Origin of the sequence: Pseudomonas sp. S5D5 (assembly GCF_003013355.1) — a bacterium.
Classification (GTDB): Bacteria; Pseudomonadota; Gammaproteobacteria; order Pseudomonadales; family Pseudomonadaceae; genus Aquipseudomonas; species Aquipseudomonas aylmerensis.
Genome location: NZ_PTEO01000001.1, coordinates 271,195 through 296,854, shown reverse-complemented (window position 1 = coordinate 296,854; position 25,660 = coordinate 271,195). Strand labels below are relative to the sequence as shown.

The 25,660-nt window shown below is 61.3% G+C and carries 24 protein-coding genes; 10 read left to right on the top strand and 14 right to left on the bottom strand.

Annotated elements, in window-relative coordinates; genetic code table 11:
* The first annotated feature begins 151 nt into the window (after window positions 1-151).
* A complete protein-coding gene (serA, locus tag C9990_RS01380; RefSeq protein WP_065902258.1) occupies window positions 152-1,381 on the top strand; it encodes a phosphoglycerate dehydrogenase in 1,230 nt (409 codons plus the stop codon).
* Window positions 1,382-1,449: 68 nt separating this feature from the next.
* Here the strand turns inward: serA and C9990_RS01375 are convergent, their stop codons facing one another.
* Entirely contained in the window at window positions 1,450-1,890 is a 441-nt protein-coding gene (locus tag C9990_RS01375) for a DUF4399 domain-containing protein (protein ID WP_065902261.1), read from the bottom strand.
* Window positions 1,891-2,024: 134 nt separating this feature from the next.
* Between C9990_RS01375 and C9990_RS01370 the strand changes: the two genes are divergently transcribed.
* Window positions 2,025-2,501 (top strand): transporter substrate-binding domain-containing protein, encoded by a 477-nt coding sequence (locus C9990_RS01370; RefSeq protein ID WP_106802359.1) that lies wholly within the window; start codon window positions 2,025-2,027, stop codon window positions 2,499-2,501.
* Between the two features lie 71 nt (window positions 2,502-2,572).
* On the opposite strand, the gene C9990_RS01365 is transcribed toward C9990_RS01370, so the two are convergent.
* Both C9990_RS01365 and C9990_RS01360 read right to left on the bottom strand, forming a co-directional pair.
* Window positions 2,573-3,055 (bottom strand): DUF523 domain-containing protein, encoded by a 483-nt coding sequence (locus C9990_RS01365; protein ID WP_065902264.1) that lies wholly within the window; start codon window positions 3,053-3,055, stop codon window positions 2,573-2,575.
* Between the two features lie 2 nt (window positions 3,056-3,057).
* Entirely contained in the window at window positions 3,058-3,690 is a 633-nt protein-coding gene (locus tag C9990_RS01360) for a 2OG-Fe(II) oxygenase (RefSeq protein WP_065902265.1), read from the bottom strand.
* A 131-nt stretch (window positions 3,691-3,821) separates the two neighbouring features.
* On the opposite strand from C9990_RS01360, the gene C9990_RS01355 reads away from it, so the two are divergent.
* Window positions 3,822-4,574 carry a DUF2059 domain-containing protein gene (locus C9990_RS01355; RefSeq protein ID WP_065902266.1) on the top strand — a complete coding sequence of 251 codons (753 nt, stop codon included), beginning with the start codon at window positions 3,822-3,824 and terminating at the stop codon, window positions 4,572-4,574.
* Window positions 4,575-4,593: 19 nt separating this feature from the next.
* Here C9990_RS01355 and C9990_RS01350 read toward each other — a convergent pair whose 3' ends face one another.
* Entirely contained in the window at window positions 4,594-5,535 is a 942-nt protein-coding gene (locus C9990_RS01350; protein WP_106802358.1) for an alpha/beta hydrolase, read from the bottom strand.
* 99 nt (window positions 5,536-5,634) lie between these two features.
* Between C9990_RS01350 and C9990_RS01345 the strand changes: the two genes are divergently transcribed.
* The 4 genes from C9990_RS01345 (at window position 5,635) to C9990_RS01330 (ending at window position 8,293) form a co-directional block, all read left to right on the top strand.
* Window positions 5,635-6,213, top strand: coding sequence for a DUF6436 domain-containing protein (locus tag C9990_RS01345; protein ID WP_106802357.1), 579 nt, complete (start codon window positions 5,635-5,637; stop codon window positions 6,211-6,213).
* A 90-nt stretch (window positions 6,214-6,303) separates the two neighbouring features.
* On the top strand, window positions 6,304-6,660 hold the full coding sequence (locus tag C9990_RS01340; protein WP_065902270.1) for an EamA family transporter: 357 nt from the start codon (window positions 6,304-6,306) through the stop codon (window positions 6,658-6,660).
* Entirely contained in the window at window positions 6,660-7,073 is a 414-nt protein-coding gene (locus C9990_RS01335) for a multidrug efflux SMR transporter (RefSeq protein ID WP_106802356.1), read from the top strand. Before C9990_RS01340 ends, C9990_RS01335 begins: the two co-directional genes overlap by 1 nt.
* On the top strand, window positions 7,070-8,293 hold the full coding sequence (locus C9990_RS01330; protein ID WP_106802355.1) for a DegT/DnrJ/EryC1/StrS family aminotransferase: 1,224 nt from the start codon (window positions 7,070-7,072) through the stop codon (window positions 8,291-8,293). Before C9990_RS01335 ends, C9990_RS01330 begins: the two co-directional genes overlap by 4 nt.
* On the opposite strand, the gene C9990_RS01325 is transcribed toward C9990_RS01330, so the two are convergent.
* Window positions 8,271-9,149, bottom strand: a complete 879-nt coding sequence (locus tag C9990_RS01325) for a hypothetical protein (protein WP_106802354.1) — start codon at window positions 9,147-9,149, stop codon at window positions 8,271-8,273. The genes C9990_RS01330 and C9990_RS01325 overlap by 23 nt on opposite strands.
* The gene (locus C9990_RS01320; RefSeq protein WP_106802353.1) at window positions 9,146-10,252 is read right to left on the bottom strand and encodes a GNAT family N-acetyltransferase; all 1,107 of its coding nucleotides are present in this window, start codon (window positions 10,250-10,252) and stop codon (window positions 9,146-9,148) included. The genes C9990_RS01325 and C9990_RS01320 overlap by 4 nt, the downstream gene beginning before the upstream one ends.
* Window positions 10,253-10,423: 171 nt before the next feature.
* Here C9990_RS01320 and C9990_RS01315 point away from each other — a divergent pair, with 171 nt between their 5' ends.
* On the top strand, window positions 10,424-12,769 hold the full coding sequence (locus C9990_RS01315; RefSeq protein WP_106802352.1) for a penicillin acylase family protein: 2,346 nt from the start codon (window positions 10,424-10,426) through the stop codon (window positions 12,767-12,769).
* A gap of 119 nt (window positions 12,770-12,888) precedes the next feature.
* On the opposite strand, the gene C9990_RS01305 is transcribed toward C9990_RS01315, so the two are convergent.
* A complete protein-coding gene (locus C9990_RS01305; protein ID WP_106802350.1) occupies window positions 12,889-13,854 on the bottom strand; it encodes a GlxA family transcriptional regulator in 966 nt (321 codons plus the stop codon).
* Window positions 13,855-14,165: 311 nt separating this feature from the next.
* Here C9990_RS01305 and C9990_RS01300 point away from each other — a divergent pair, with 311 nt between their 5' ends.
* Complete coding sequence (locus tag C9990_RS01300) at window positions 14,166-14,807, top strand: HD domain-containing protein (RefSeq protein WP_065902282.1); 642 nt, start codon at window positions 14,166-14,168, stop codon at window positions 14,805-14,807.
* Between the two features lie 175 nt (window positions 14,808-14,982).
* On the opposite strand, the gene C9990_RS01295 is transcribed toward C9990_RS01300, so the two are convergent.
* The 7 genes from C9990_RS01295 to C9990_RS01265 form a co-directional block, all read right to left on the bottom strand.
* The gene (locus C9990_RS01295; RefSeq protein WP_065902284.1) at window positions 14,983-15,867 is read right to left on the bottom strand and encodes an ABC transporter permease subunit; all 885 of its coding nucleotides are present in this window, start codon (window positions 15,865-15,867) and stop codon (window positions 14,983-14,985) included.
* Window positions 15,864-16,784, bottom strand: coding sequence for an ABC transporter permease subunit (locus C9990_RS01290; RefSeq protein WP_065902286.1), 921 nt, complete (start codon window positions 16,782-16,784; stop codon window positions 15,864-15,866). The genes C9990_RS01295 and C9990_RS01290 overlap by 4 nt, the downstream gene beginning before the upstream one ends.
* Window positions 16,781-17,923, bottom strand: a complete 1,143-nt coding sequence (locus tag C9990_RS01285; RefSeq protein WP_065902288.1) for an ABC transporter ATP-binding protein — start codon at window positions 17,921-17,923, stop codon at window positions 16,781-16,783. Before C9990_RS01285 ends, C9990_RS01290 begins: the two co-directional genes overlap by 4 nt.
* Before the next feature lie 73 nt (window positions 17,924-17,996).
* Complete coding sequence (locus tag C9990_RS01280) at window positions 17,997-19,091, bottom strand: polyamine ABC transporter substrate-binding protein (RefSeq protein ID WP_106802349.1); 1,095 nt, start codon at window positions 19,089-19,091, stop codon at window positions 17,997-17,999.
* Between the two features lie 209 nt (window positions 19,092-19,300).
* Window positions 19,301-20,395, bottom strand: coding sequence for a polyamine ABC transporter substrate-binding protein (locus tag C9990_RS01275; RefSeq protein WP_065902887.1), 1,095 nt, complete (start codon window positions 20,393-20,395; stop codon window positions 19,301-19,303).
* Between the two features lie 194 nt (window positions 20,396-20,589).
* Complete coding sequence (locus C9990_RS01270) at window positions 20,590-21,954, bottom strand: aspartate aminotransferase family protein (protein ID WP_065902292.1); 1,365 nt, start codon at window positions 21,952-21,954, stop codon at window positions 20,590-20,592.
* Between the two features lie 58 nt (window positions 21,955-22,012).
* Window positions 22,013-23,371, bottom strand: coding sequence for a glutamine synthetase family protein (locus tag C9990_RS01265; RefSeq protein ID WP_065902296.1), 1,359 nt, complete (start codon window positions 23,369-23,371; stop codon window positions 22,013-22,015).
* Between the two features lie 609 nt (window positions 23,372-23,980).
* Here C9990_RS01265 and C9990_RS01260 point away from each other — a divergent pair.
* A complete protein-coding gene (locus tag C9990_RS01260; protein WP_003213894.1) occupies window positions 23,981-25,357 on the top strand; it encodes a glutamine synthetase family protein in 1,377 nt (458 codons plus the stop codon).
* The last annotated feature ends 303 nt before the right edge of the window (window positions 25,358-25,660 follow it).

The following is a 25,660-nucleotide window of genomic DNA, read 5'->3' as shown; positions in this document are numbered from 1 at the left end:
AATGAGTGTTTAGCGGGGCGCGTATGCTAGCATACCGCCCCCGCAGGACAGAGCCCAAGGGCGTTTCTGCGGTGACGGCTTTCCTGCCGTCCGGGTCAGCTTAAGCGATCCGATTCCCTGCCATTTTTCTCCGGGATACAGGTTTACGCAGATGAGCAAGACTTCTCTCGATAAGAGCAAGATCAAGTTCCTTCTTCTGGAAGGCGTCCACCCATCGGCCGTCGACGTTCTGAAGGCCGCCGGGTACTCCAGCATTGAGTACATCACCAGTTCTCTGCCGGAAGCCCAGCTCAAGGAAAAGATCGCCGACGCGCACTTTATCGGCATTCGCTCCCGCACTCAGCTGACCGAAGAGATCTTCGACCACGCCAAGAAACTCGTGGCGGTCGGCTGTTTCTGCATCGGCACCAACCAGGTCGACCTCAATGCAGCGCGCGAGCGCGGCATCGCGGTGTTCAACGCCCCGTACTCCAACACCCGTTCCGTCGCTGAACTGGTGCTGGCCGAGGCGATCCTGCTGTTGCGCGGTATCCCTGAGAAGAACGCTTCCTGCCACCGTGGCGGCTGGATCAAGAGCGCAGCCAACTCCTTCGAAATCCGGGGCAAGAAGCTGGGTATCGTCGGTTACGGCTCGATCGGCACCCAACTGTCGGTCCTGGCTGAAGGCCTGGGCATGCAGGTGTTCTTCTACGACACCCTGACCAAGCTGCCGTTGGGCAACGCCACCCAAGTGGCGAGCCTGACCGAGCTGCTGGGCATGTCCGATATCGTCACCCTGCACGTGCCGGAAACCGCTGAGACCCAGTGGATGATCGGCGAGAAGGAAATCCGCGCCATCAAGAAAGGCGGCATCCTGATCAACGCTGCACGCGGCACCGTGGTCGAGCTGGACGCCCTGGCCGACGCGATCAAGGACAAGCACCTGATCGGCGCCGCCATCGACGTGTTCCCGGTGGAGCCACGCTCCAACGACGACATCTTCGAAAGCCCGCTGCGTGGCCTGGACAACGTGATCCTGACCCCGCACATCGGCGGTTCCACCGCTGAAGCCCAAGCCAACATCGGCCTGGAAGTGTCGGAGAAGCTGGTCAAGTACAGCGACAACGGTACGTCGGTGTCCTCCGTCAACTTCCCGGAAGTGGCGCTGCCGGCTCACCCTGGCAAGCACCGCCTGCTGCACATCCACCAGAACATCCCTGGCGTGATGATGGAGATCAACAAGGTCTTCGCGGAAAACGGCATCAACATCTCCGGTCAGTTCCTGCAGACCAACGAGAAGGTTGGCTACGTGGTGATCGACGTCGACGCCGAGTACTCGGACCTGGCACAAGAGAAGCTGCAGCACATCAACGGCACGATTCGTAGCCGCGTGTTGTTCTAACGCTGCAAACGCTGCACAAAAAAATGGGAGACCCGCAGGGGTCTCCCATTTTTTTGTCTGAACAAATCTTACTTGACGTTAACCGTGATGACTTTCGACGCTACAGTCGGGTTGAACTGCATGTGCAGTTTGTCGCCAGCTACGAGTTGCAGCGTGTGCTTGCCTGGGGTGAGGGTCAGTTCGGTTTCGGTCTGGGCCTTGCCGTAGTGAATCACAGTGTCGGTGGCGGGGATCGGCACGCTGGCGTCAGGCAGTTCTTTCTGGTCGACCAGCAGATGGTGGTGGCCGGTACCTGGATCCTGGCTGGTAGCCGGAGCCAGTTTCAGACCTTCCATGCCGAATTTTACGGTAAAGGTTTTATCCACGGTGGCGCCGTCTTTTGGCGACACGATAAATACCTTGGCGCCTTCAGGTGGCGCGCTGCGCGGGATACCGTCGGCGGCAGTGGCCAACATCGAAGCACCCAGCAGCAGGCTGGCCAGGGTGGCACGGGACAATAAGGCTTTCATTCGCTTCTCCAGTTTTTCCAGGAAATCTGTTCGGTTATGACAACTTAGCGACAAATTGCTGTCCAAGGCACTCAACACCATAGCAAAGCGATGCTGAACGGCGCCTCGCACATTCGAAATCTCTAGGAGTGACCATGCGCTTTTCGCCTGGCCTGTTACTTTTGCTTCCCCTCATGAGCCCTTTGGCTCACGCCGAACTGGTTGATGATGTGTTTGATCGCGGCGAACTGCGCATCGCGCTCGAAGCCAACACCCCGCCGTTCAACTTCAAGGAAGGCGACAAACTCACCGGCTTCGAAGTGGAACTTGGCGAGCAATTGGCCAAGGAAATGGATGTACGCCCCTCGTTCATCACCACCGATGACACCGACCTGCTGCCAGGCGTGGCAACCGGCAAGTACGACGTGGCCATCAACCATATCGCTATGACTACCGAGCTGCAGGATCGTTTCGATTTCAGCGAGGCTTACCTCGAAAAGCCGCAGCTGGCGATTCCCTTCCAGAAGGGCAACCCGGCGTTCAAGGCGAGCCTGGACAAGGCGTTGCAGCGCGTGAAAGCCGATGGCCGATTGAATGCGCTGACCCAGAAGTGGCTGGAACCCCAATTGTAGGAGCCGGCTTGCTGGCGATAGCAGTCACCTCATTCTGCAGCTGATTCACCGCGGTCGCCGGCAGCCGGGTCCTACAGGTGATTCAGCGCCTGGGCCGCTTCGGGTAGTTCCAGCTCACTGAACACCTGCACCCCATGCTGCCTGAGCAGCGCCGCGGTCACGCCTTCGCCGCTGACTTTCACGCCGGTAAAGCTGCCGTCGTAGGTCAGCAGGTTGCCGCAGGATGGGCTATTGGCCTTGAGGATGGCGATGCGGATGTTGTGGCGCTGCACCAGCGCCAGCGCCTGGCGGGCGCCGTCGAGGAAGGCAGCGCTGAAGTCCTCGCCCTCGGCCGTCAGCACTTGGGCGCGCCCTTCCCACACATCGACGCCCTGCCCACCCGCAATCTCGGCCGCCGGGCGCGGCGTGGGCAGGCCACCCGAGACCTCGGGGCAGATCGCAACCACACGGCCTTCGGCCTGCCATGCCGCCAGTTGGTCGAACGGCCCGCTGGCCCCACCGTCATAGCGCACCTTGTGGCCAAGCAGGCAGCGACTGATCAGAATCTTGTGCATGATTAAAACGGCTCGTTGCCCCGCCGGCGAAACCAGCCGGTGAGGGACAGGCGTTCGCGCGTGGCGGGCATGACTTCGTGGGGCACCTCGCCCGACAGGAACACCACCAGGCAACCGCCGGTGGGCACCACATCGTATTCGACGCCGTCCTTGAGGTACATGCGTAACTGGCCACCGTGCTCGGGCAGCCAGGCGTCGTTCAGGTAGATCACCGCCGAGACCATGCGTCGGTCATCGTCACGGAAACGGTCGAGGTGCTTGAGGTAAAACGCCCCCGGCGGGTACATCGCGAAGTGGCTTTCGAAATCTTCCAGGCCCAGGAACAGGCTGCGGTTCATCGCCAGGCGCAGGCTGTCCATCAACCCCATATAACGGTCGCAGACCGCCGCATCCCCCTCCTCCAACCACTGGATATGATCACCGCGAATGCCCTCGCGAATCTCCTGGGCCGGCCCGCGACCGACTGCCGCCGGGGCCAATTCACCCTCGGCCGCACGTTTACGGCACTCAGCCGCCAGTTCCAGGGTCAGAGCCTGGGGCAGGAAGCCGTTCTGCTGCGACCAGCCTTTTTCGGCCAGGTCATCAACGATGCGTTGCAGCAGGGGGTGATCGAGGGGTATTTGCATGGCGCGCATAGTATCCATACGCCTGGGAATCCGACAGAGCCGCCGAGCGTCTGAACACACTTTAGTCAGGTGACCGATAGGATTTCTCGACAAATCCTACGCCCGACACGGACAATAGTGGCCGACTGACAGGAGTCCATATGCGTCGTTTGTTTTTTTCCTTGCTGATGTTCTGCGTTTTGCCCGCTTGGGCAGACGGCCATGACCAGTTGTACAAGGTCGCCGGCTGGGCCGAACAACGTGCGCATTTCAATGACGCCCTCAGTGCCGCCCAGCAACGCTACCGCAATAGCCTGCCGCCGGCGGTGTACCAGGCGCTGGTCGACAACAGCAATAAACGCTTTGCCGCCCAGGCCATGGACCAGCGTGCCGAGGCGCAATTGCGCAAGAACCTCGCCGACCCTGCGCCTGCCCTGGCGTTTTTCCAATCGCCGCTGGGTCGCAAGATCGTCGCCGCCGAGTTGCTCGCGACCCGCCGCGACCAGTTGGCCAAAAACGCCCAGGGCCTGCCGCACATCGAAGCCGACGCCACTCGCAGCCTGATCATCGGCCACCTGGCGCAAGCCCTGCCGGCACGCGAGGCCGGTGCGGAAGTCAGCCTGGCCATCGCCGGCGTCGCCGCCGACAGCCTGAGCCAGATGATCCCCGGCCTGCTGGGCGGTGGTCAGGCCCAGGGCATGTTGAACGGCCAGCGCGAGCGGCTGATGCAACAGATCGGCAATGACTTGAACAATACGTTGCTGTACGTCTACCGGGACTTGTCCGACCCTGAGCTGGAAGAATTCGCCACCTTTGCCGAATCGCCCCAGGGCAAGGCGTATTACCAGGCCGCCCTGGCAGCCATTCGCGCAGGCCTGGCGGTGGGCCAAAGCACTTCCAGCCTGGCCCCCTGACCCTCTGTAGGACCTGGCTTCAGCTCAGGTGGCGGGTCAGAAAGCTGAAGTACTCCTGGCGAATCTCGGGAATCTCGTTCGCCAGGTGATGCCTGCCCCGCGCCATCATCAATACCTCGGGCTGATCGAACTTACCGCGCAGCACCTGCAAGTTGTGCTGCCAGTCCACCGTCATGTCTTCCTCACCCTGCACAATCACCGGTCGCCGTGGGCTGCGCGGCGCGGCTTCGATGCGCTTGATCCAGCGCGCCAGGGCGCCCACCCACGCGGTGGGCAATTGGCGGGGCTGCAGCGGATCGGCTTCCAGGAACGGCTTGAAGGCCGGGTCATGAGTGTTGTCGCTGAAGCGCCGCGCAATGCCTTTGACGAACGGGCGCAGCAGGTAATAGCTGACCTGCGACCAACCCCACGCACGCGGCCGCACCAGCGGTGACAGCAGGAAGGTCTGGCCCTGTGCCGGGCTGTCGGCGCCGTGGTTGAGCAGGTGATCGACCACCACCGCGCCGCCGGTGCTTTGCCCGAACAAATGCCAGGGTTGCGGCAACTGCAGGGCCCGAGCCTGCTCGAACAGCGCCTGCACCACGTGCTGGTACACGGCGAAATCATCGATGCTGGCGCGCGCGCCACTGGATAACCCATGGCCCGGCAAGTCGCAGGCGATGACCACAAAGCCCTGGTCCAACGCCCACTCCACCACATGGCGATACAGGCCCATATGGTCGTAGAACCCGTGGAACATGAACATCGTCGCCACCGGCTGCGGCGGCCACCACACCTGCGCGACCACCGCAAACCCATCGACCTCGAAACGCCCCAGCCGGCTTACCGCCGGCACTTTGCGCGCCGCCAGGTCCAGGCCGTAGAAGCGCTGGTAGACCCGCGCCTCGGCGCTGAGCGGTTGCGCATCCACCAGGGGCCGCAAGCTTTCGCGCAGATGATCAGGGTCAAAGGTAACGGGCATAAAGGGTTCCAGACTGACGGCGAAGATGAATATCGAGCTGCGATATTCATCTGTCAGGACAAGCATGGCAAGCTACGCGACCTGCGAGGATAGATCTGAATGCGACAGCCTTACCGTACCGCCCTGTTCGCCAGCCTGATCCTGATCATCTGCGCCGGTGTGCTGTGGGCGGCCTATGACTGGTTCCAGAGCCGCTACCTGCGCGCGTTCAGCGAACACACGGCGGTGTTCTCCGGCGACGCCCTGCGCCTGCCCGCCGAACTCGCCGGCACGGGCCCGATCCGCCTGGTGCACTTCTGGGACCCGGCCTGCCCCTGCAACGTCGGCAACCAGCAGCACCTGGGCGAATTGATCGAGCAGTACGCGCCCCAGGGCGTCGAATTCTATGCCCTGCAAAAACCTGGCAGCCACGGCCGGTTGCCCGACAACCTGCGCAAGATGAAAACCCTGACCGCCCTGCCCGGTGCCGACCAAATACCGGCCAGCCCTGCGGTGGGCATTTGGGATCGCACCGGCAAGCTTGCGTATTTCGGCCCCTACAGCGAGGGACTCACGTGCAATTCGAGCAACAGCTTCATCGAGCCGATCCTGAAGGCCCTGGACAGCGGACGTGAAGTGAATGCCACGCACACCCTGGCGGTGGGCTGCTATTGCGCATGGAGCAAGGCGCCAAACTGAACGCAGGCTGTTCAACGGGCAAACTCCAATCACCCGGTCAACCGGCTGCTGTATCGTACGTTTTCGCAGAGAGTGTAAGCGTAGGAATACATGAGCCAGTTAACCATCATCCTCTGGATGCTGAACGTTATCGTCGACACCTCCGGCCAGCTGGCCTTCAAGGCCGCCGCGTCGGCCAGTGCCGAGCATGACGGTATCGCCCACTGGAAACACATGCTCAAGCGCCCGTGGATCTGGCTGGGCGTGATCTGCTACGTCTTCGAATTCGTATTGTGGCTGGCGTTCCTGACGCTGGTGCCGTTGTCGGTCGGGGTGATGCTGGGCTCGATCAACATCGTCGTGATCATGATTGCCGGCCGTTTCCTGTTCAAGGAGAGCCTGAGCAAATGGCGGTTGATCGGCATCATGCTGATCGCCTGTGGCGTGACCGTCGTGGGGTTTGAATGATGAAGCGCTTCTATATCCTCGGTTTCCTCGCGCTGATCGTTTTCGACACATTGGCGCAGGTGAGCTTCAAATTCGCCTCGGTGCACGCCGAGCCGCTGACGTTGGACGCCGCGTGGCTGGTGCGCGTGTTTGGCGCACCGTGGATCTACGGCGCGTTCGTCGGCTACATCGGCGCGTTCTTCACCTGGATGACCTTGCTCAAGTACGCCCCGGTGGGCCCGGCGTTCGCGGCGTCTCACCTGGAGCTGATCAGTGTCACGCTGATCTCCGTGTGGCTGTTCGACGACACCCTGACCCTGCCGAAAATCGTCGGCGGCGCGCTGATTATTGCCGGGATCCTGTGCCTGGCGCGTAGCGAAGACAAAGACAGTCAACAGGTCGAGGTCGAGCCGTCGCAGGCCCCCGCCTCATGACCCGCCGGTGGGAAATCCCACCCACCGCAGGCCTGCCCTTGCGCTGGCGGGATTTGCTCAACCTCTCGGGCGACCTGGCCCCGGCGCTGGCCCGTCAATTTTCGCTGCCACTCCCCACCCTGACCTGCTCCGGCACCGCAGCACTGATTATCGCCCTGCGCGTCTTGCAGCAACGCATGCCCGGCCGCACCCGGCTCATCGTGCCGGCCTACACCTGCCCGCTGGTGGCGCTGGCCGCCCACTACTGCCCGCCGCTGCGCGTCGTACCCTGTGATTTGCAGCCCGACAGCATCGACCTGGACGAGCAGCAACTGGCACAGCTGTGCGATGAAAGCACCTTGGCCGTGGTGGTCACCCACCTGGCCGGGCGCGTGGCGGATGTCGACGCGGCCAAACGCATTGCCGGCGCGGTCGGCGCGGCGATCATTGAAGACGCCGCGCAAGCCATGGGCGCACTCGACGATGGCCGCAGCGTCGGGCTCAAGGGCGATGTGGGGTTTTTCAGCATGGCGCTGGGCAAGGGGCTGACCACGGCCGAAGGCGGCGTGCTGTTCAGTCGCGACCCGGTGCTGCATCAGGCGCTGCACCGCCACTGCCGGCAGGACCTGCCCTTCAGCCTGCGCTGGGAGCTGCAACGCAGCGCCGAACTGTGGGGCTACGCCCTGCTCTATCAACCACGCGGCCTGCATTACGTGTATGGCAACGCGTTGCGCAAGGCGCTGGCCAATGGGGATGAAGTGGCCGCAGTGGGCGATGACTTTTCGGTCTACGACATCCCGCTGCACCGCCTGGGCGGCTATCGCCAGAAGGTCGGCGCGGCGGCACTGGCTCGCTTGCCGGACCACCTGCAACAAGGCCGCGCCCGCGCTTTGCGCCGTGCAGCGCGCTTGAACGCCCTGCCCGGCGTCACGGTGATCATGGACAGGCCAGGGCAGCAAGGCACCTGGCCGTTCCTGATGGTGGTGATGCCCTCTCCAGACGCCCGCGATGCGGCCATGGCCTGGCTGTGGACCTCAGGCTTGGGCGTGACCCGCCTGTTTATCCACACCTTGCCGGGCTACGCCGAGGTACTGCCGCTGTTGCAGCCGGGTGGCGATATCACCCGAGCCCAAGCCTTCGCTGCCCGCACGCTGTCGATCAGCAACAGCCATTGGCTGAGCGATGCGGCGTTCGAGCAGATAGTCGACCAACTCAAGGTTATCGTCGCCAGGCCTGATTGATGTGTGCCACCAGGCGACTGTTCAGCGCGTTCTGCTGCTGTTGCCAGATCTGCACCTGCGCCTTAGGCAAGGCTTCCTGGCCGTCGGACGCACTCAGCCAGCGCTTGAACCGGCTTTCATAATGGTAGGCCGACACATCGCCGGTGATGTCTGCGCCAATGACCTGGCCCTGGCAAGCGCTGATCAGGTCGGTCAAATGGTGCTCCAAAAACTCACCCTGGTCCCAGTTGGTGTTCACCACCTGCGGGCTCAGCACGTCTTTATCGATGGACAGGTACACCGGCAGCGAGCGGTCAAACTGCGCCAGGAACGCACGCATCAACTCATCCGGGTTGCCGAAGGCGCGATTGCTGCGACCGGCGCCGATCCAGTTCATCCAACGGGTATCGACGTTGACGTTCCAGTAGGTCAACTTGCGCTTGAGCAGCGGCGACCAGTGATTTTCCCAGGCGTGGCCCAGGCCGATGTCCTGCGAGCCAATGCCGAGTACATGCACATGCTCGACCTGGGGCAAACGGCTGGCCCAGTAGACCCATGAGCCGCAGTGGATACCGAACGGGTAGCGCATGTTGTCCGGGTGATTGTCACAAATGATCAGCTGGAATTTCTGCTGCGACGGCAGGCGGTTCAGCAACAGTTGGCTGAGGTGGTGATAGTCGCCGCTGCCGGTGAACACACAGCCGTAATCGCTGGGCATCTGCGCGCCCAAAGCCGTTTCCAGCGCATTGAATTGCGCCCAGCGACAGCCAAAACGGATCTTTTCCTGCCAGTCCTGCAGCGCCAGGGTGATCGCGCCGGGAATATCACTGACGGCGCCATCGAAGTCCAGAATCAGCGGGGCCCGGTCCAGGTTCATTCGGTTTTCTCCTGGTGCCACTGCCCCTCGCCTTCAAAGTGATGGCGCAATCGCTTGCCGAGCGTGCGCAACAGTGGGTTGCGTATCCACACCAGGTGGCGGGTCAAGGTGAAGTCCGCGCCGAGGCTGGCCTTGACCTGCGGGTCGGTCCAGCCCGCCACATAAAACTTCAGGCCATTGGCCACGGCGTACTCCAGATTCACGAACCAGCTGACGAAGTACAGGTTGAACTCCAGCGCCTGCGGGTAGTTGAGGCCAATGTACTTGTCGAGCAGCTTGTCGCCCTCCACGTAGCACAGGTTGTAGCCGATCAGTTCATCGCAGTGCCAATAGCAGAACACGCGCCCATTGCTGTCGGCGTCCCTCAGCAGGCTGCTGAAGAACTCAGGGGTGAGCAGGTCGAAATGGATCTCGCTCTGGTCGTACACCGCCCGGTACAGCCCATACAAATGCGCCAGCCAGGCTTCATCGTTGAAGCGCGCATCGCCGGTGTCGAGGATCTCCACACGCAACGCCTCACGACTGCGCAGCTTGCGTCGGATATTGCGACGCCGGCTGTGGGACAAACGCGCCAGGTACTCATCAATCGTGGTGAAGTTGATCGGCACATACGCCAGCGCCTGGCCCTCGAGGCTGATAAAGCCGCGTCGGGTGCAGTCATCGATCAGCGCTTGCGCGTAGCGGTTGTCCGCCTCGCTGAGCAGTGGGGAGTTGCACGGCACGTCTTTGACGATGGTGAGTTTGCGCTGCGGCGCACACTCATCTTGCAGCCACTGCGCGAGGTCCTCGGGCGCCACCCCCTGGGGCAGCGGTGAGTATTCACTGACGGTGGTGCCCACGAAGCAGCTGTCGATTCGCAGCCAGCGGTTCCAGAAGCGATAGCCGGGCCAACCGCGCACACGCTTGACGAACGCATCGTCGGCGGTGGTCAACAGGTCGAACGGGGTAAAGAAATAGGGCAGGCCCTGGTCCGATAGCCGTGCATCAAAGCCCACCGGCGGGTGCTGCAAAAAGCGCCCGATCAGTGACTGCGCTTCCAGGCTGCACGCGTAGGCAACCTGGGGACGGCTGGAGTCGGGCATCGGTTGCATGGCGCAAGTCATGGCAAAAAGCTCAAAGATGACAGGTGCAATAATAGCCGCTTCGGGGTGTTCCCCACTTGAACCTCGGCTGTCGGCGAGACGCATCAAGATGCAATACCAGCATTTCCCGCAGTGTCCACCAAACCGATTAGACTCCCTTGACCTTCAAGGTGAATGACTCAAGGACCGTCCATGAAACGCAGCCTGACCGTGCTCGCTATCCTGATTGCCGCCCTCCTGGCCGGCGCCGGCTGGTATGTCTACAGCAAGCAGCCGACCCGCCAGGGCACCGAAACACTGGCGAACCTGCAAGGCACGGTCACCGTGCGCTACGACGACCGTGGCGTGCCACACATTCGCGCCGAGAACGAGACCGACCTGTACCGCGCCCTCGGCTACGTGCATGCCCAGGACCGTCTGTTCCAGATGGAAATCATGCGGCGCCTGGCGCGCGGCGAATTGGCCGAGGTGCTCGGCCCCAAGGTGCTGGAGACCGACAAGCTGTTTCGCAGCCTGCGCATTCGCGACCGTGCTGCCACCTACGTGGCGCAGCTGGACCATGAGTCGGCGCACTGGAAGGCACTGCAAGCCTATCTGGACGGCATCAACCAGTATCAGGACAGCCACGCCAGTCCGATGGAATTCGACGTGCTGGGCATCCCCAAGCGGCCGTTCACCGCGGAAGACACCATCAGCGTCGCCGGGTACATGGCCTACAGCTTTGCCGCGGCCTTTCGTACCGAGCCCTTGCTGACTTACGTACGCGACCAGTTGGGCAGCGACTACCTCAAGGTCTTCGACCTGGACTGGCAACCCAAGGGTGCGCTCAACCTGGCCGACAGCGACTGGAAGACCCTCGCCTCCCTGAGCGAGCAGGCCCTGGCGGACAATGGCCTGCCGCAGTTCGAAGGCAGCAACGCCTGGGCCATCAGCGGCAGCCGCACCAAGAGCGGCAAACCGTTGCTGGCGGGTGACCCGCATATCCGCTTCTCGGTGCCGTCGGTGTGGTACGAGGCGCAACTCTCCGCGCCGGGCTTCGAGTTGTACGGTTATCACAACGCGCTGGTGCCGGTGGCCTTCCTGGGGCACAACCTGGACTTCGGCTGGAGCCTGACCATGTTCCAGAACGATGACCTCGACCTGATCGCCGAGAAGGTCAACCCGGACAACGCCAACCAGGTCTGGTACCACGGCCAGTGGGTCGACATGACCCACAGTGAGCAACAGATCGCGGTGAAGGGCCAGGCGCCCGTGACACTGACGCTGCGCCAGTCGCCCCACGGCCCGATCATCAATGACGTGCTTGGCGAGAACGGCGGCAACACGCCGATCGCCATGTGGTGGGCGTTCCTCGATACCCAGAACCCGATCCTCGAAGGCTTCTACCAGCTCAACCGCGCCGACACCCTGGCCAAGGCACGCGCGGCGGCGGCCAAGGTCTCGGCGCCGGGGCTGAATATCGTGTGGGCAAATGCCAAGGGTGATATCGGCTGGTGGGCGGCGGCGCAATTGCCGATTCGCCCGGCCGGGGTCAATCCTGGGTTTATCCTCGACGGCAGCACGACACAGGCCGACAAGCTGGGGTTCTACCCCTTCAGCGCCAACCCCCAGGAAGAAAACCCGGCGCGCGGTTATGTGGTGTCCGCCAATGCCCAGCCGGTATCGCCCACCGGCATGGAGATCGCCGGTTATTACAACCTCGCCGACCGTGGCCAGCAGTTGAACACGCAGTTGAGCGACAAGAGCGTGAAGTGGGACGTGAACAACAGCCAGGCCTTGCAGCTCGGCACCACCACCGCCTTCGGCCCACGCCTGCTGGCACCGCTGCTGCCGGTACTGCGTGAAGTGGTCAAGGACCCGGCGCAGCTGAAACTGGTGGAGCAGCTGGCCACGTGGAAAGGCGATTACCCGCTGGACTCCACCAGTGCCACCCTGTTCAACCAGTTCCTGTTCAACCTGGCCGACGCCACCTTCCACCCGAAACTGGGCGATGGCATGTTCAAGACCCTGCTCGGCACCCGTGTGATCGACGCCGCCTTGCCTCGCCTCGCGGCCAGTGCCGACTCGCCGTGGTGGGACGGCAAGCGCGCCGACACGGTCAAGCTCGCCTGGGACAACAGCCTCGCGCACCTCAAGGCGACCTTCGGCGATGATCCGAGCCAGTGGCAGTGGGGCAAGGCGCACACCCTCACCCATGGCCACCCGCTGGGCTCGCAGAAGCCGTTGGACCTGATCGTCAACGTCGGCCCCTTCCCGGCCCCCGGCACCCACGAAGTGCCGAACAACCAGTCGGCGAACATCGGCCCGGCGCCGTGGCCAGTCACGTACGGCCCGTCGACCCGTCGCCTGATCGACTTCGCCGACGCGGCCCACGCCCTCACCATCAACCCGGTCGGGCAAAGCGGCGTGCCGTTCGACAAGCACTACGGCGACCAGGCAGAAACCTACATCGAAGGGGGCTACGAGCAGGCGCATTTCAGTGACGAGGAAGTCACCGCGAATACGCGCGGCACGTTGAAGCTGCTCCCAGCCAGATAACCGCGATCACGGTGGGAGCTGGCTTGCCTGCGATTGCATCACCTCGGTTTCCGCGATGGACCGAGGTGCCTGTATCGCAGGCAAGCCAGCTCCCACAGGTCGACCCACGCTCACCCCCCTCAAACCGGCGCCGCAAAGTTGAGCCGGAACTGTTGCGGCGTCACGCCCAGCCGGCGGTTGAACACACTGCGCATGTGCTGCGCGTCGCGAAACCCGCATTGGTAGGCGACCGTCTTCAACGGCGCCGGGCTGCTTTCAAGCATCACCCGCGCCGCATCCACCCGCGCCCGCTCGACAAACTCCGCCGGAGTGATCCGCGCTTCACGGGCGAACACCCGTGAGAAATTGCGCGCGCTCATGTTGGCAGCCTTGGCCAGGTCGGCGATGCCCAGGTCTCCGGTCAGGTTGGCCAGCACGTACAGCTGCACCAGCGCCACCGCCGAGGTACTTTCAGCGTGAGGCGTCAGGAACGGGCTGAACTGCGACTGCCCGCCAGAACGCTGGGTGAACACCACCAGGCGCTTGGCCACACTCAAGGCCACCTCCGGGCCGTGGTCCTGGGCCAGCAGGTACAACGACAAATCGATACCCGCCGTGACCCCGGCCGAGGTGTAGAGGTTGCCATCCTGCACATACAGCCGATCGGCCTCGACCTGGGCCGAGGGGCACAACCGCGCCAGGTCGGCGGCATCATTCCAGTGGGTGGTGACGGTCTTGCCCTCCAGCAATCCGGCGCGGGCCAGCATGAACGCACCATTGCAGATCGAACCGTAGCGTTGCGCCCGGCCAGCGGCGGCGCGCAGCCAATCATCGAGCGCCGGGCCGAAATCCTCGAACGGCAATTGCGGGCCACCGGCTACCAGCAGCAGGTCATAGGCCTGCAGCGCCTCGCTGTAATGCCGGTGGGCCTGCAATGACAGGCCGTTGGAGGCGGCCATCGTGCCGTGGCCAAAACCGATGACTTCCAGTTGGTAGTGATCCGGCGGCGCCAGAAAACGGTTGGCCTCGCAGAACACATCCATGGGGCCGGTCACGTCCAGAGACTGGACGCCGGGGAAGATCAGGATGGCGACGGTTTTGCCCATGGGTGGTAAGCCTTGATTAACTGAATGAACACAAATCCCCTGTGGGAGCGGGCTTGCTCGTGAATACGGTATGTCAGTTGATACAGGTGTTGACTGAATCACCGCATTCGCGAGCAAGCCCGCTCCCACATTTTGATTTTCGCAGGCTTCGATGGATCAATCGCCAGCTACACCCTAGCCGATTTTGTCTTGGCACGATGTGGCAGCACATTGGCCGGGATCGCATCCTCGCCGCGATGGCCCGTTCGCGGGTGCGCGACCACACTGGACACCTCGGCGCCAACCCCGGCGCTTGCCTGAGGAGAACGACCATGAGCACCACCATCGCCGGCATCAAGATCCCGGACAGCGCCTTGGCCAAGGCCACTACCGAATACATCCGCGACATCGAATCCGACCTGCTCTACCACCACTCCCGCCGGGTGTTCCTGTTCGGCGCGTTGAGCGGTGAACGCAAACAGCTGGCCTACAACCCGGAGCTGTTGTACGTCGGCGCGATGTTCCACGACCTGGGCCTGGTCGAGGGCCATCGCAGTGACGACGAGCGTTTCGAAGTCGATGGCGCCAATGCCGCCGCCGCGTTCCTCAAGCCCTACGGCCTGAGCGATGACGATATCGAACAAGTGTGGCTGTCGATCGCCCTGCACACTACGCCGGGCGTGCCGCAACACCTGCGCCCGACCGTGGCGCTGGTTACCGCCGGCGTGGAAATGGATGTGCTGGGCATGGACTACGCCGCATTCAGCACTGTGCAGCGCGAAGCAGTGGTGCATGCGCATCCACGGGGTGAAGGGTTCAAGGAGTGCATCATCTGCGCGTTTGCCGACGGCTTGCGCCATCGTCCGCAGACCACGTTTGGCAACGTGAAGACCGATGTGCTGGTGGATCAGGAGCCGGGGTTCAAGCCGATGAATTTTGTCGAGGTGATTCGCAAATCGCCCTGGGTGGCATAACACCCCGAACCCTGTGGCGAGGGGGCTCGTCCCCCGTTGGGCTGCGCAGCGGCCCCCTTCGGCCACCGCATTCTTTCAGACAGAATGCGGTATCCGGTTTTGGGGCAGCTGCGCAGCCCAACGGGGGACAAGCCCCCTCACCACAAAAGCCCGCACATTTCGACCGCGCCTGGTTTTAGACCGGAGCCGGCGCCCGGCGCTTGTCAGGCTGCTGCCAGCCATCGGCCGCCGCCTCTTCAATCGCCTGCTGGATCGCCTTCTTGCGCAGCTCTTCGGCACGGCGGCTGAAGAACCACACCAGGAAGGTCACCAGCGACACCGCCAGCAGAATCAGGCTGGCCACGGCGTTGATCTCGGGTTTGACCCCCAGGCGTACCGCCGAGAACACTTCCATCGGCAAAGTGGTCGATCCAGGGCCCGACACGAAGCTGGCCAGTACCAGGTCATCCAGCGACAGCGCGAAGGACATCATCCCACCCGCCGCCAACGACGGCGCGATCATCGGGATGGTGATCAGGAAGAACACCTTCCACGGCCGCGCGCCGAGGTCCATCGCCGCTTCTTCGATCGACAGGTCCAGCTCCCGCAGACGCGCCGACACCACCACCGCCACGTACGCCGCACAGAAGGTGGTGTGGGCGATCCAGATCGTGACGATGCCACGCTCCTGAGGCCAGCCGATCATCTGCGCCATGGCCACGAACAGCAGCAACAGCGACAGACCGGTGATCACTTCCGGCATCACCAGCGGCGCCGTCACCAGGCCGCCGAACAGCGTGCGGCCCTTGAAGTGGCTGATGCGTGTCAGCACGAACGCCGCCAACGTACCCAACGCCACTGCCGCCACCGCCGTGTAGCAGGCGATTTCCAGCGAGCGCATCACCGAGCCCATCAACTGGGTGTTGTCCAGCAGGCCCACGTACCACTTGATCGACCAACCGCCCCACACCGTCACCAGTTTGGATTCGTTGAACGAGTAGATCACCAGGATCAGCATCGGCAGGTAGATGAACAATAACCCCGCCACCAGCATGAAGCTTGAGAAACTGAAGCGCTTCATATTTTGCCCTCCATCTCTTTGGCTTGGCTGCGGTTGAACAGGATGATCGGCACGATCAGGATCGCCAGCATCACCACCGCCAGGGCAGACGCCACCGGCCAGTCACGGTTGTTGAAGAATTCTTGCCACAACACTTTACCGATCATCAGGGTTTCCGGGCCGCCCAGCAGTTCCGGAATCACGAACTCGCCCACCACCGGGATAAACACCAGCATGCAGCCGGCGATGATGCCGTTCTTGGACAGCGGCACAGTGATCTTCCAGAAACTGTTGAAGGTGCTCGAACCCAGGTCCGAAGCGGCTTCCAGCAGGCTCTGGTCGTGTTTCACCAGGTTGGCGTACAGCGGCAGGATCATGAACGGCAGGTACGAATAGACCACGCCGATGTACACCGCGATGTTGGTGTTGAGGATCTGCAGCGGCTCGTTGATCAGCCCGATGGACATCAGGAAGCCATTGAGCAGCCCGTTGTTGCTGAGGATGCCCATCCACGCATACACGCGGATCAGGATCGCAGTCCAGGTCGGCATCATGATCAGCAGCACCAGTACGGTCTGCATCTCTTTGCGCGCGCTGGCAATCGCGTAGGCCATCGGGTAGCCGATCAGCAGGCACAGCAGCGTGCTGAAGAACGCCATTTTCAGCGAGCCCAGGTACGCGGCGATGTACAACTCGTCGTCGCCGAGCATCGCGTAGTTGGCCAGGTTGAGCACCAACTGCAGTTTCTGCTCAACGAAGGTGTAGATCTCGGTGTAAGGCGGGATCGCCACGTCGGCTTCGGCAAAGCTGATCTTCAGGACGATGAAGAACGGCAGCATGAAGAACAGGAACAGCCACAGGAAGGGAATGCCAATGACCGCATGACGGCCACTGGGGGTTATTCGTTGCAGGCGGCGCTTGAGCTTCTTCATATTCATGAGCGAAGTACCACGCCGCTGTCGTCTTCCCACCAAACGTAGACCTGGTCACCCCAGGTCGGTCGCTGGCCACGGCGCTCGGCGTTGGCCACGAAGGACTGCACCAGCTTGCCGCTTGGCAGTTCCACGTAGAACACCGAGTGCCCGCCGAGGTAGGCGATGTCGTGCACCTTGCCGCTGGACCAGTTGTGCTCGCAGGTCGGCATTTCGGTGGTGACCAGCAGTTTTTCCGGGCGAATGGCGTAGGTCACCGACTTGTCTTCCACCGACGTGGCGATGCCGTAGCCCACGTAGATATCGCGGTCCAGGTCGGCGCACTTGAGCACCGCGTGGCCTTCGGCGTCATCCACCACCACGGTATCGAAGATGTTGACGTTGCCGATGAACTCGCACACCAGGCGGCTGGTAGGGGTCTCGTAGATGTCGATCGGGCTGCCGATCTGGGCGATCCAGCCCAGGTGCATGATCGCGATGCGCTCGGCCATGGTCATGGCCTCTTCCTGGTCGTGGGTCACCATCACGCAGGTCACGCCGACGCGCTCGATGATCTCGACCAGCTCCAGCTGCATCTGCGAGCGCAGCTTCTTGTCGAGTGCACCCATCGGCTCATCGAGCAGCAGCAGTTTCGGACGCTTGGCCAGCGAACGCGCCAACGCCACCCGCTGGCGCTGGCCACCGGAGAGCTGGTGCGGCTTGCGCTTGGCGTACTGGCTCATCTGCACCAGCTTGAGCATCTCGGCCACGCGGGCGTCGACCTCGGCCTTGGGGATCTTGTCCTGTTGCAGGCCGAAGGCGATGTTCTGCGCGACGGTCATGTGCGGGAACAAGGCGTAGGACTGGAACATCATGTTGATCGGCCGCTCGTAGGGCGGCATGTCAGTGATGTCTTCGCCGTCGAGGTAGATGCGCCCCTCGGTCGGGCGTTCGAAACCCGCGAGCATGCGCAGCAAGGTGGACTTGCCCGAACCCGAACCGCCGAGCAGGGCGAAGATCTCGCCCTTCTTGATTTCCAGGGACACATCGTCCACGGCAATCGTCTCGTCGAACTTCTTCGTGACCCGGTCGATTTTGACCAGCACCTTTTTCGGTGTCTGGTCGCCCTCGAGGGCTTTCTTATAGGCGCCGGAGGCAACTGCCATTTACGAAACTCCCAGAAAAAAGAGTGCGGTTCACCCGTGGCGGGCGAACCTTGGATAGTTTGAGCTTTAAGCCTTACTTGCCCGTCTTGACCTTGGTCCAGCTACGGGTCATTAAACGTTGCACTTTCGGGGGTAGCTCGAAGTTGACGAATGTCCGGTCGAGAACCGCCTGCGGTGGGTAAACCGCTTCGTCGGTGCGTATCGATTGCTTCATCAGTTTGTCCGACCCCGGGTTAGGGTTGGCGTAACCGACGTAATCACTGACCTGGGCGATCACCTCAGGTTGCAGCAAATAGTTGATAAAGGCGTGGGCCTCTTTGACGTTGGTCGCATCCTTGGGGATCGCCAGCACGTCAAACCACAGGTTGCCGCCTTCTTTCGGAATCGCGTAGGCGATGTTCACGCCTTTGCCCGCCTCGGCCGCACGCGCCTTGGCCTGGAACACATCACCGGAGAAGCCGGCTGCCACGCAGATGTTGCCGTTGGCCAGGTCCGAGATGTATTTGGAAGAATGGAAGTAGGTCACGTAGGGCCGCACTTTCAGCAGCTTCTCTTCGGCCTTCTTGTAGTCCTCGGGGTTGGTGCTGTTGGGGTTCAGGCCCATGTAGTTGAGCACCGCCGGCAGCATTTCATCCGCCGAGTCCATGAACGACACACCGCAGGTCGCCAGCTTCTTCATGTTTTCCGGTTCGAACAGCACGGCCCAGGAATCGATATGGTCGACGCCCAGCACTTCCTTCACTTTATCGACGTTGTAGCCAATGCCATTGGTGCCCCACAGGTACGGTACGGAGTACTGGTTGCCCGGGTCGTTCTTTTCCAGGCGCTTGAGCAACACCGGGTCGAGGTTGGCATAGTTCGTCAGCAATGACTTGTCGAGTTTCTGGAACGCCCCGGCCTTGATCTGCTTGCCGAGGAAGTGGTTGGACGGCACTACCACGTCGTAGCCAGTACGCCCGGCGAGCAACTTGCCTTCCAGGGTTTCGTTGGAATCAAACACGTCATACACCGGCTTGATACCGGTGGCCTTTTCGAAGTTGGCCAGGGTGTCCGGGCCGATGTAGTCCGACCAGTTATAAACATGCACAGTCGGTGCGGCCTGCACGCTGACAGCCAGCGTGATACCTGCACCTACCAGCAAGGCTTTGCGAAATAAAGAAAATGGCAAGTGGAGGTCCTCTTAAATAGTTGGGCCCAAAGTTGTTGCCCGGCAACAAAACCGGCGCGCAACTTACCCTCGATAAACCGATCCGGCAAAACTTTCTGTCATTTAATGTGTGTGAGGGGGACTAGCCCCCAATGGCGATGTGTCAGCTTGCACAGGTGTTTCTGATACAACGCCATCGGGGGCAAGCCCCCTCCCACAGGTTTTAAGGCTTACTTGCCCGACTTGATCTTGGTCCAGCTGCGTGTCATTTCACGCTGTGTAGCAGCCGGCAAGTCTGCAATGGCGTAGAGCTTGGCCTGCACATCCGCTGGCGGGTAGATGCCCGGGTCGCTGGTGATGTCTTTGTCGACCAGTGCGGTGGCTTTCTCGTTACCGTTCGGGAAACGTACGCTGTCGGTGATCGCCGCCATTACTTTCGGCTCGAGCAGGTAGTTCATGAACTTGTAGGCGGCTTCGACGTTCTCGGCATCTTTAGGGATGGCGACCATGTCATAGAAACTGCCGGCGCCTTCTTTCGGAATGTCGTAGGCAACCTTGACCTTGCCACCGGCTTCAGCCGCGCGGGACTTGGCCTGCTGGATGTCACCCGAGTAACCCACGGCGACGCAGATGTTGCCGTTGGCCAGGTCCGAAATGTACTTGGACGAGTGGAAGTAGCCGATCGAAGGACGCAGCTTGAGGAACAGCTCTTCGGCTTTCTTCAGGTCTTCTTTCTTCTGGGTGTCGGTCGGCAGGCCCAGATAGTGCAGCGCCACCGGCAGCATTTCGGTTGGCGAGTCGAGGAAGCTCACGCCGCAGCTTTTCAGCTTGGCGATGTTTTCCGGCTTCATCAGCACGTCCCAGGAATCGATCTTGTCGACGCCGAGCGCAGCCTTGACCTTCTCCGGGTTGTAGCCGATGCCGATCGAGCCCCACATGTACGGGAAGGCATGCTTGTTGTCCGGGTCGCTGACCGACACGGCTTTGAGCAGGGACTTGTTCAGGTTGCCGTAGTTGGACAGCTTGGACTTGTCCAGCTCCTGGTAGACGCCGGCCTTGATCTGCTTGGCGAGGAAGTTGTTCGACGGTACGACGATGTCGTAGCCGGACTTGCCTGCCAGCAACTTGGCTTCCAGGGTCTCGTTGCTGTCAAAAACGTCGTACACCACTTTAATGCCCGACTCTTTTTCAAAGTTGGCGATGGTGTCCGGTGCAATGTAGTCGGACCAGTTGTAGACGTGCAGCACTTTATCGTCTGCCTGGGCCGCGCCCGCCATTGCGCCCATCAGGGACAAGGCGAGGAGAGTCTTGCCAGCGTTCTTCAAACCTAATGCCTTCATTTGGTGATGCTCCAATTTTTTCTTTTTTGGGCCACAGCTCTTGTGTCTGGCAGCCCTTCGAAAGGGCAACAAAACAGGGCGACAGTCTGGCAAGTTCCGGGGCCGGCTTTCAACCAAAGCCCCGTTTTTATAACAACCCAGACGCAGCGCCCGAAGCCGCTGCGCACTGAGCCTAGCACTTAGCCCTGCAATGCCGCCAAAGTCAGGTCCAGGCACTGCCGCGCCTTGGTCACCAGCTCGTCGATTTCAGCCTTGCTGATCACCAGCGGCGGCGAAATGATCATGGTGTCGCCCACGGCGCGCATGATCAGGCCATTCTCGAAGCAGAACGTGCGGCAGATCATGCCCACACCACGGCCTTCGTAACGCTTGCGCGTCGCCTTGTCCTGCACCAGCTCGATCGCACCGAGCATGCCGACACCGCGAACTTCACCCACCAACGGGTGATCAGCCAGCTCCCTCAAACGCTTTTGCAAGTAGGGTGCCGTTTCGTCATGCACACGCTTAACAATTTGTTCATCGCGCATGATGCGGATGTTTTCCAGGGCGACTGCTGCCGCCACCGGGTGACCGGAATAGGTGAAGCCGTGGTTGAAATCGCCGCCTTCGTTCAACACCGCGACCACTTCGTCGCGCACGATCAGCCCACCCATCGGGATATAGCCCGAGGTCAGGCCCTTGGCGATGGTCATCATGTGCGGCTTGAGGTCATAGAAATCGCTGCCGAACCACTCACCAGTACGGCCGAAACCGCAGATCACTTCATCAGCGATAAACAGGATGTCGTACTTGGCGAGGATTTCCTTGATGCGCGGCCAGTAAGTGGCTGGCGGCACGATCACGCCACCGGCGCCCTGGATCGGCTCGGCAATAAACGCACCCACGTTGTCCACGCCCAGCTCCAGAATCTTTTCTTCCAGCTGGTTGGCCGCCCACACGCCGAACTCTTCCGGGCTCATGTCGCCGCCTTCACCGAACCAGTACGGCTGGGCGATGTGGGTGATGCCCGGGATCGGCAGGTCGCCCTGCTCATGCATATAGGTCATGCCGCCCAGGCTGGCACCGGCCACGGTGGAGCCGTGATAGCCATTCTTGCGCGAGATGATGGTTTTCTTGTTCGGCTGGCCCTTGATCGCCCAGTAGTGGCGAACCATGCGCAACATGGTGTCGTTGCCTTCGGAGCCGGAACCGGTGAAGAACACGTGGTTCATGCCGGCGGGGGCGATGTCGGAGATGGCCTTGGCCAGCTCCAGCACCGGCGGGTGAGCGGTCTGGAAGAAGAGGTTGTAGTACGGCAGTTCTTTCATCTGCTTGGCGGCGGCGTCAGCCAGTTCATCGCGACCGTAACCGATCGCGACGCACCACAGGCCGGCCATGCCGTCGAGGATCTTGTTGCCTTCGCTGTCCCACAGGTAAACGCCGTGGGCTTTGGTGATGATCCGTGGGCCTTTCTCTTTCAATTGCTTGAAGTCGCTGAACGGCGCCAGGTGATGATCGCTGCTCAAGGCTTGCCATTCACGGGTTTGCGGGTTGTTGCTGGACATACCAATCTCCTAGACATTTCAGGTGAGGGCGCGCCGTTCCCACGGCGCGCCCGGCGCATCAGACGGCGAAGAGCAGGAATTCCCGCTCCCACGAACTGATCACGCGCTTGAAGTTTTCATGCTCGGCCCGCTTGACCGCGACGTAGCCTGTGATGAATTTTTGACCCAGGTATTTCTCGATGGTCTTGCTGTTTTCCATGCGTTCCAGGGCATCCTCGATGGTCAACGGCAGGCGCAGGTTGCGGCGCTCGTAACCACGGCCCACCACCGGCGCACTCGGGTTATGGCCTTCGACCATGCCGATGTAGCCGCACAGCAGGCTGGCGGCAATCGCCAGGTACGGGTTGGCGTCGGCGCCCGGCAGGCGGTTTTCCACGCGGCGGTTTTGCGGGCCGGCATCCGGCACACGCAGGCCGACGGTGCGGTTTTCTTCGCCCCACTCCACGTTCACCGGCGCCGAGGTGTCCGGCAGGAAGCGACGGAACGAGTTCACGTTGGGAGCGAACAGCGGCAGCAACTCAGGGATGAATTTCTGCAGGCCGCCAATGTGGTTGAGGAACAGCTGGCTCATGGTCCCGTCTTCATTGGAGAAGACGTTCTTGCCGGTGGCGATGTCGATGATGCTCTGGTGCAGGTGCATCGCGCTGCCGGGCTCGCCGGTCATCGGCTTGGCCATGAAGGTGGCGGCCACGTCGTGCTTGAGCGCGGCTTCGCGCATGGTGCGCTTGAACACCAGGATCTGATCAGCCAGGGACAGCGCATCGCCGTGACGGAAGTTGATTTCCATCTGCGCGGTGCCGTCCTCGTGGATCAGCGTGTCGAGGTCCAGCTCCTGCAGCTCGCACCAGTCGTAGACGTCTTCGAACAAGGGGTCGAATTCGTTCGCCGCTTCTATAGAGAAGGATTGGCGACCGGTCTCCGGGCGACCGGAACGGCCGATCGGCGGTTGCAGCGGGAAGTCCGGGTCTTCGCAGCGCTTGGTCAGGTAGAACTCCATCTCCGGCGCCACGATGGGCTGCCAGCCGCGGTCGGCGTAGAGCTTGAGGACTTTCTTGAGCACGTTGCGCGGCGACAGCTCGATCGGGTTGCCTTGCTTGTCGTAGGTATCGTGGATCACCTGGGCGGTGGGCTCGATGGCCCAAGGCACCAGGAACACCGCATTCTGGTCGGGGCGGCAGATCATGTCGATGTCGGCCGGGTCGAGCAATTCGTAATAGATGTCGTCTTCGACATAGTCGCCGGTCACGGTCTGCAACAGAACGCTCTCGGGCAGGCGCATGCCTTTTTCGGCGATGAACTTGTTGGTCGGCGAGATCTTGCCCCGGGTGATCCCCGTCAGGTCGCCAATCATGCATTCGACTTCTGTGATCTTGTGGTCTTTCAACCAATCGGTGAGCTGGTCGAGGTTGTTACTCATAAATGCCTCTGGGCTGGGTTTCCTGACATCCATTAAAAGGTCAGGCGTTGGTTGACGCAGCATCCGCGTCGTCTCTTCGTTCAGGGTAGGAGCTTACCTGCCATTTGCTGCAGCGTTGCATTCCTCAAGCCAAAGTCGTGCAGAATCATGAGCAGCACCTGGCGCAGGCACCGTTCACAGGCAAATTCGAGGGCAGCAAAGGGGCAAAGAAGAGGTCCGCCCAGGCGTCAAGAATATTGGCCGGGGCGCGGGCGTTCACACAGGATGAATGAACGGATGACAACGCCTGCGTGGAGCAGGCCGAGACGCCAAGTGGCGGCAGGAAACACATGAAGCACCCCGGTATTATTGCTGTTATGGGTTTGAATCGAGCTTAGCCTTGTTCATTTTTTTACACAACACCCCCGTAAAAAATACAACACGGCCCGCTCAAGCCTGCGAGTCCCAAGCCCTTCAAACCCAAAAAACCGCCCCAAAAAGCCCCAAAAAAGCCTTTGCGGCGCTTTTTTAGGGCAAAAAAGGCCTCGCTTGACTTCGGCATGCCGTTCGGGTTGACTGAAACCAGAAAAGATCAATGATTGATATTTTTAACAACAAAGGTGTTGCATCATGTCGGTACCCCCGCGTGCCGTTCAGCTTAACGAAGCGAACGCGTTCCTTAAGGATCATCCTGAGGTTCTGTACGTAGACCTTCTAATTGCGGATATGAATGGTGTGGTGCGCGGCAAGCGCATCGAACGCACCAGCCTCCACAAGGTTTACGAGAAGGGCATTAACCTGCCTGCCTCTTTATTTGCCCTGGATATCAACGGCTCTACGGTGGAAAGCACCGGCCTGGGCCTGGACATCGGTGATGCTGACCGAATCTGTTATCCGATCCCCGACACCCTGTGCAATGAACCCTGGCAAAAGCGCCCTACCGCGCAACTGCTGATGACCATGCACGAACTTGAAGGTGAACCTTTCTTCGCCGATCCGCGCGAAGTGCTCCGCCAAGTTGTAAGCAAATTTGACGACCTCGGTCTGACCATCTGCGCCGCCTTCGAACTCGAGTTCTACCTGATCGACCAGGAGAACGTGAACGGCCGCCCACAACCGCCCCGCTCGCCGATCTCCGGCAAACGCCCGCACTCGACACAGGTCTACCTGATCGACGACCTCGACGAATACGTCGACTGCCTCCAGGACATCCTGGAAGGTGCAAAAGAGCAAGGCATCCCGGCCGACGCCATCGTCAAGGAAAGTGCCCCGGCACAGTTCGAAGTGAACCTGCACCACGTGGCCGACCCGATCAAGGCCTGCGACTACGCGGTACTGCTCAAGCGCCTGATCAAGAACATCGCCTACGACCATGAGATGGACACCACCTTCATGGCCAAGCCTTACCCAGGCCAGGCAGGCAACGGTTTGCACGTACACATTTCGATCCTGGACAAGGACGGCAAGAATATCTTTGCCAGCGAGGATCCCGAGCAGAACGCCGCATTGCGTCACGCGATCGGCGGTGTGCTCGAGACCCTGCCCGCCCAAATGGCGTTCCTGTGCCCCAACGTCAACTCCTACCGTCGTTTCGGCGCACAGTTCTACGTGCCGAACTCGCCGTGCTGGGGCCTGGATAACCGCACCGTGGCGATTCGCGTACCGACCGGCTCGTCCGACGCCGTACGTATCGAGCACCGCGTGGCCGGCGCCGACGCCAACCCTTACCTGCTGATGGCTTCGGTCCTGGCAGGCGTGCACCACGGTCTGACCAACAAGATCGAACCTGGCGCACCGGTGGAAGGCAACAGCTACGAGCAGAACGAACAAAGCCTGCCGAACAACCTGCGTGATGCACTGCGTGAGTTGGACGACAGCGAGGTGATGGCCAAGTACATCGATCCTAAATACATCGATATCTTCGTCGCCTGTAAGGAAAGTGAGCTGGAAGAGTTCGAACACTCCATCTCCGACCTTGAGTACAACTGGTACCTGCATACCGTCTGACGGTTGTGGTGAGCAGGCTTGTCCTGCGTTGGGCTGTGAAGCGGTCCTGGAATGGGCGACTTGGTGTACCTGGTGCATCGGGTTCTGCTTGAAGGGGGCTGCTTCGCAGCCCAACGCAGGGCAAGCCTGCTCGCCACACTGGGTGTGCCTGTCTGTCTGCTTGGTCTGCCCTGTCTGCTTGGTGCCTGTTCGCTTGGTATGCCTGTCTGCTTGGTTGCTGCCTGCCTGGTTGACTGCATGCCACAACAGGCTCACTTGCCACACCTACACAGTCGCCTCACAGGTATGGATCATCCCTAAGCT

Excerpts from the sequence above, each read along its gene's own strand:
- serA (WP_065902258.1), top strand. The coding sequence starts at position 152 with ATGAGCAAGACTTCTCTCGATAAGAGCAAGATCAAGTTCCTTCTTCTG.
- C9990_RS01375 (WP_065902261.1), bottom strand. The coding sequence starts at position 1,890 with ATGAAAGCCTTATTGTCCCGTGCCACCCTGGCCAGCCTGCTGCTGGGT.
- C9990_RS01370 (WP_106802359.1), top strand. The coding sequence starts at position 2,025 with ATGCGCTTTTCGCCTGGCCTGTTACTTTTGCTTCCCCTCATGAGCCCT.
- C9990_RS01365 (WP_065902264.1), bottom strand. The coding sequence starts at position 3,055 with ATGCACAAGATTCTGATCAGTCGCTGCCTGCTTGGCCACAAGGTGCGC.
- C9990_RS01360 (WP_065902265.1), bottom strand. The coding sequence starts at position 3,690 with ATGCGCGCCATGCAAATACCCCTCGATCACCCCCTGCTGCAACGCATC.
- C9990_RS01355 (WP_065902266.1), top strand. The coding sequence starts at position 3,822 with ATGCGTCGTTTGTTTTTTTCCTTGCTGATGTTCTGCGTTTTGCCCGCT.
- C9990_RS01350 (WP_106802358.1), bottom strand. The coding sequence starts at position 5,535 with ATGCCCGTTACCTTTGACCCTGATCATCTGCGCGAAAGCTTGCGGCCC.
- C9990_RS01345 (WP_106802357.1), top strand. The coding sequence starts at position 5,635 with ATGCGACAGCCTTACCGTACCGCCCTGTTCGCCAGCCTGATCCTGATC.
- C9990_RS01340 (WP_065902270.1), top strand. The coding sequence starts at position 6,304 with ATGAGCCAGTTAACCATCATCCTCTGGATGCTGAACGTTATCGTCGAC.
- C9990_RS01335 (WP_106802356.1), top strand. The coding sequence starts at position 6,660 with ATGAAGCGCTTCTATATCCTCGGTTTCCTCGCGCTGATCGTTTTCGAC.
- C9990_RS01330 (WP_106802355.1), top strand. The coding sequence starts at position 7,070 with ATGACCCGCCGGTGGGAAATCCCACCCACCGCAGGCCTGCCCTTGCGC.
- C9990_RS01325 (WP_106802354.1), bottom strand. The coding sequence starts at position 9,149 with ATGAACCTGGACCGGGCCCCGCTGATTCTGGACTTCGATGGCGCCGTC.
- C9990_RS01320 (WP_106802353.1), bottom strand. The coding sequence starts at position 10,252 with ATGACTTGCGCCATGCAACCGATGCCCGACTCCAGCCGTCCCCAGGTT.
- C9990_RS01315 (WP_106802352.1), top strand. The coding sequence starts at position 10,424 with ATGAAACGCAGCCTGACCGTGCTCGCTATCCTGATTGCCGCCCTCCTG.
- C9990_RS01305 (WP_106802350.1), bottom strand. The coding sequence starts at position 13,854 with ATGGGCAAAACCGTCGCCATCCTGATCTTCCCCGGCGTCCAGTCTCTG.
- C9990_RS01300 (WP_065902282.1), top strand. The coding sequence starts at position 14,166 with ATGAGCACCACCATCGCCGGCATCAAGATCCCGGACAGCGCCTTGGCC.
- C9990_RS01295 (WP_065902284.1), bottom strand. The coding sequence starts at position 15,867 with ATGAAGCGCTTCAGTTTCTCAAGCTTCATGCTGGTGGCGGGGTTATTG.
- C9990_RS01290 (WP_065902286.1), bottom strand. The coding sequence starts at position 16,784 with ATGAATATGAAGAAGCTCAAGCGCCGCCTGCAACGAATAACCCCCAGT.
- C9990_RS01285 (WP_065902288.1), bottom strand. The coding sequence starts at position 17,923 with ATGGCAGTTGCCTCCGGCGCCTATAAGAAAGCCCTCGAGGGCGACCAG.
- C9990_RS01270 (WP_065902292.1), bottom strand. The coding sequence starts at position 21,954 with ATGTCCAGCAACAACCCGCAAACCCGTGAATGGCAAGCCTTGAGCAGC.
- C9990_RS01265 (WP_065902296.1), bottom strand. The coding sequence starts at position 23,371 with ATGAGTAACAACCTCGACCAGCTCACCGATTGGTTGAAAGACCACAAG.
- C9990_RS01260 (WP_003213894.1), top strand. The coding sequence starts at position 23,981 with ATGTCGGTACCCCCGCGTGCCGTTCAGCTTAACGAAGCGAACGCGTTC.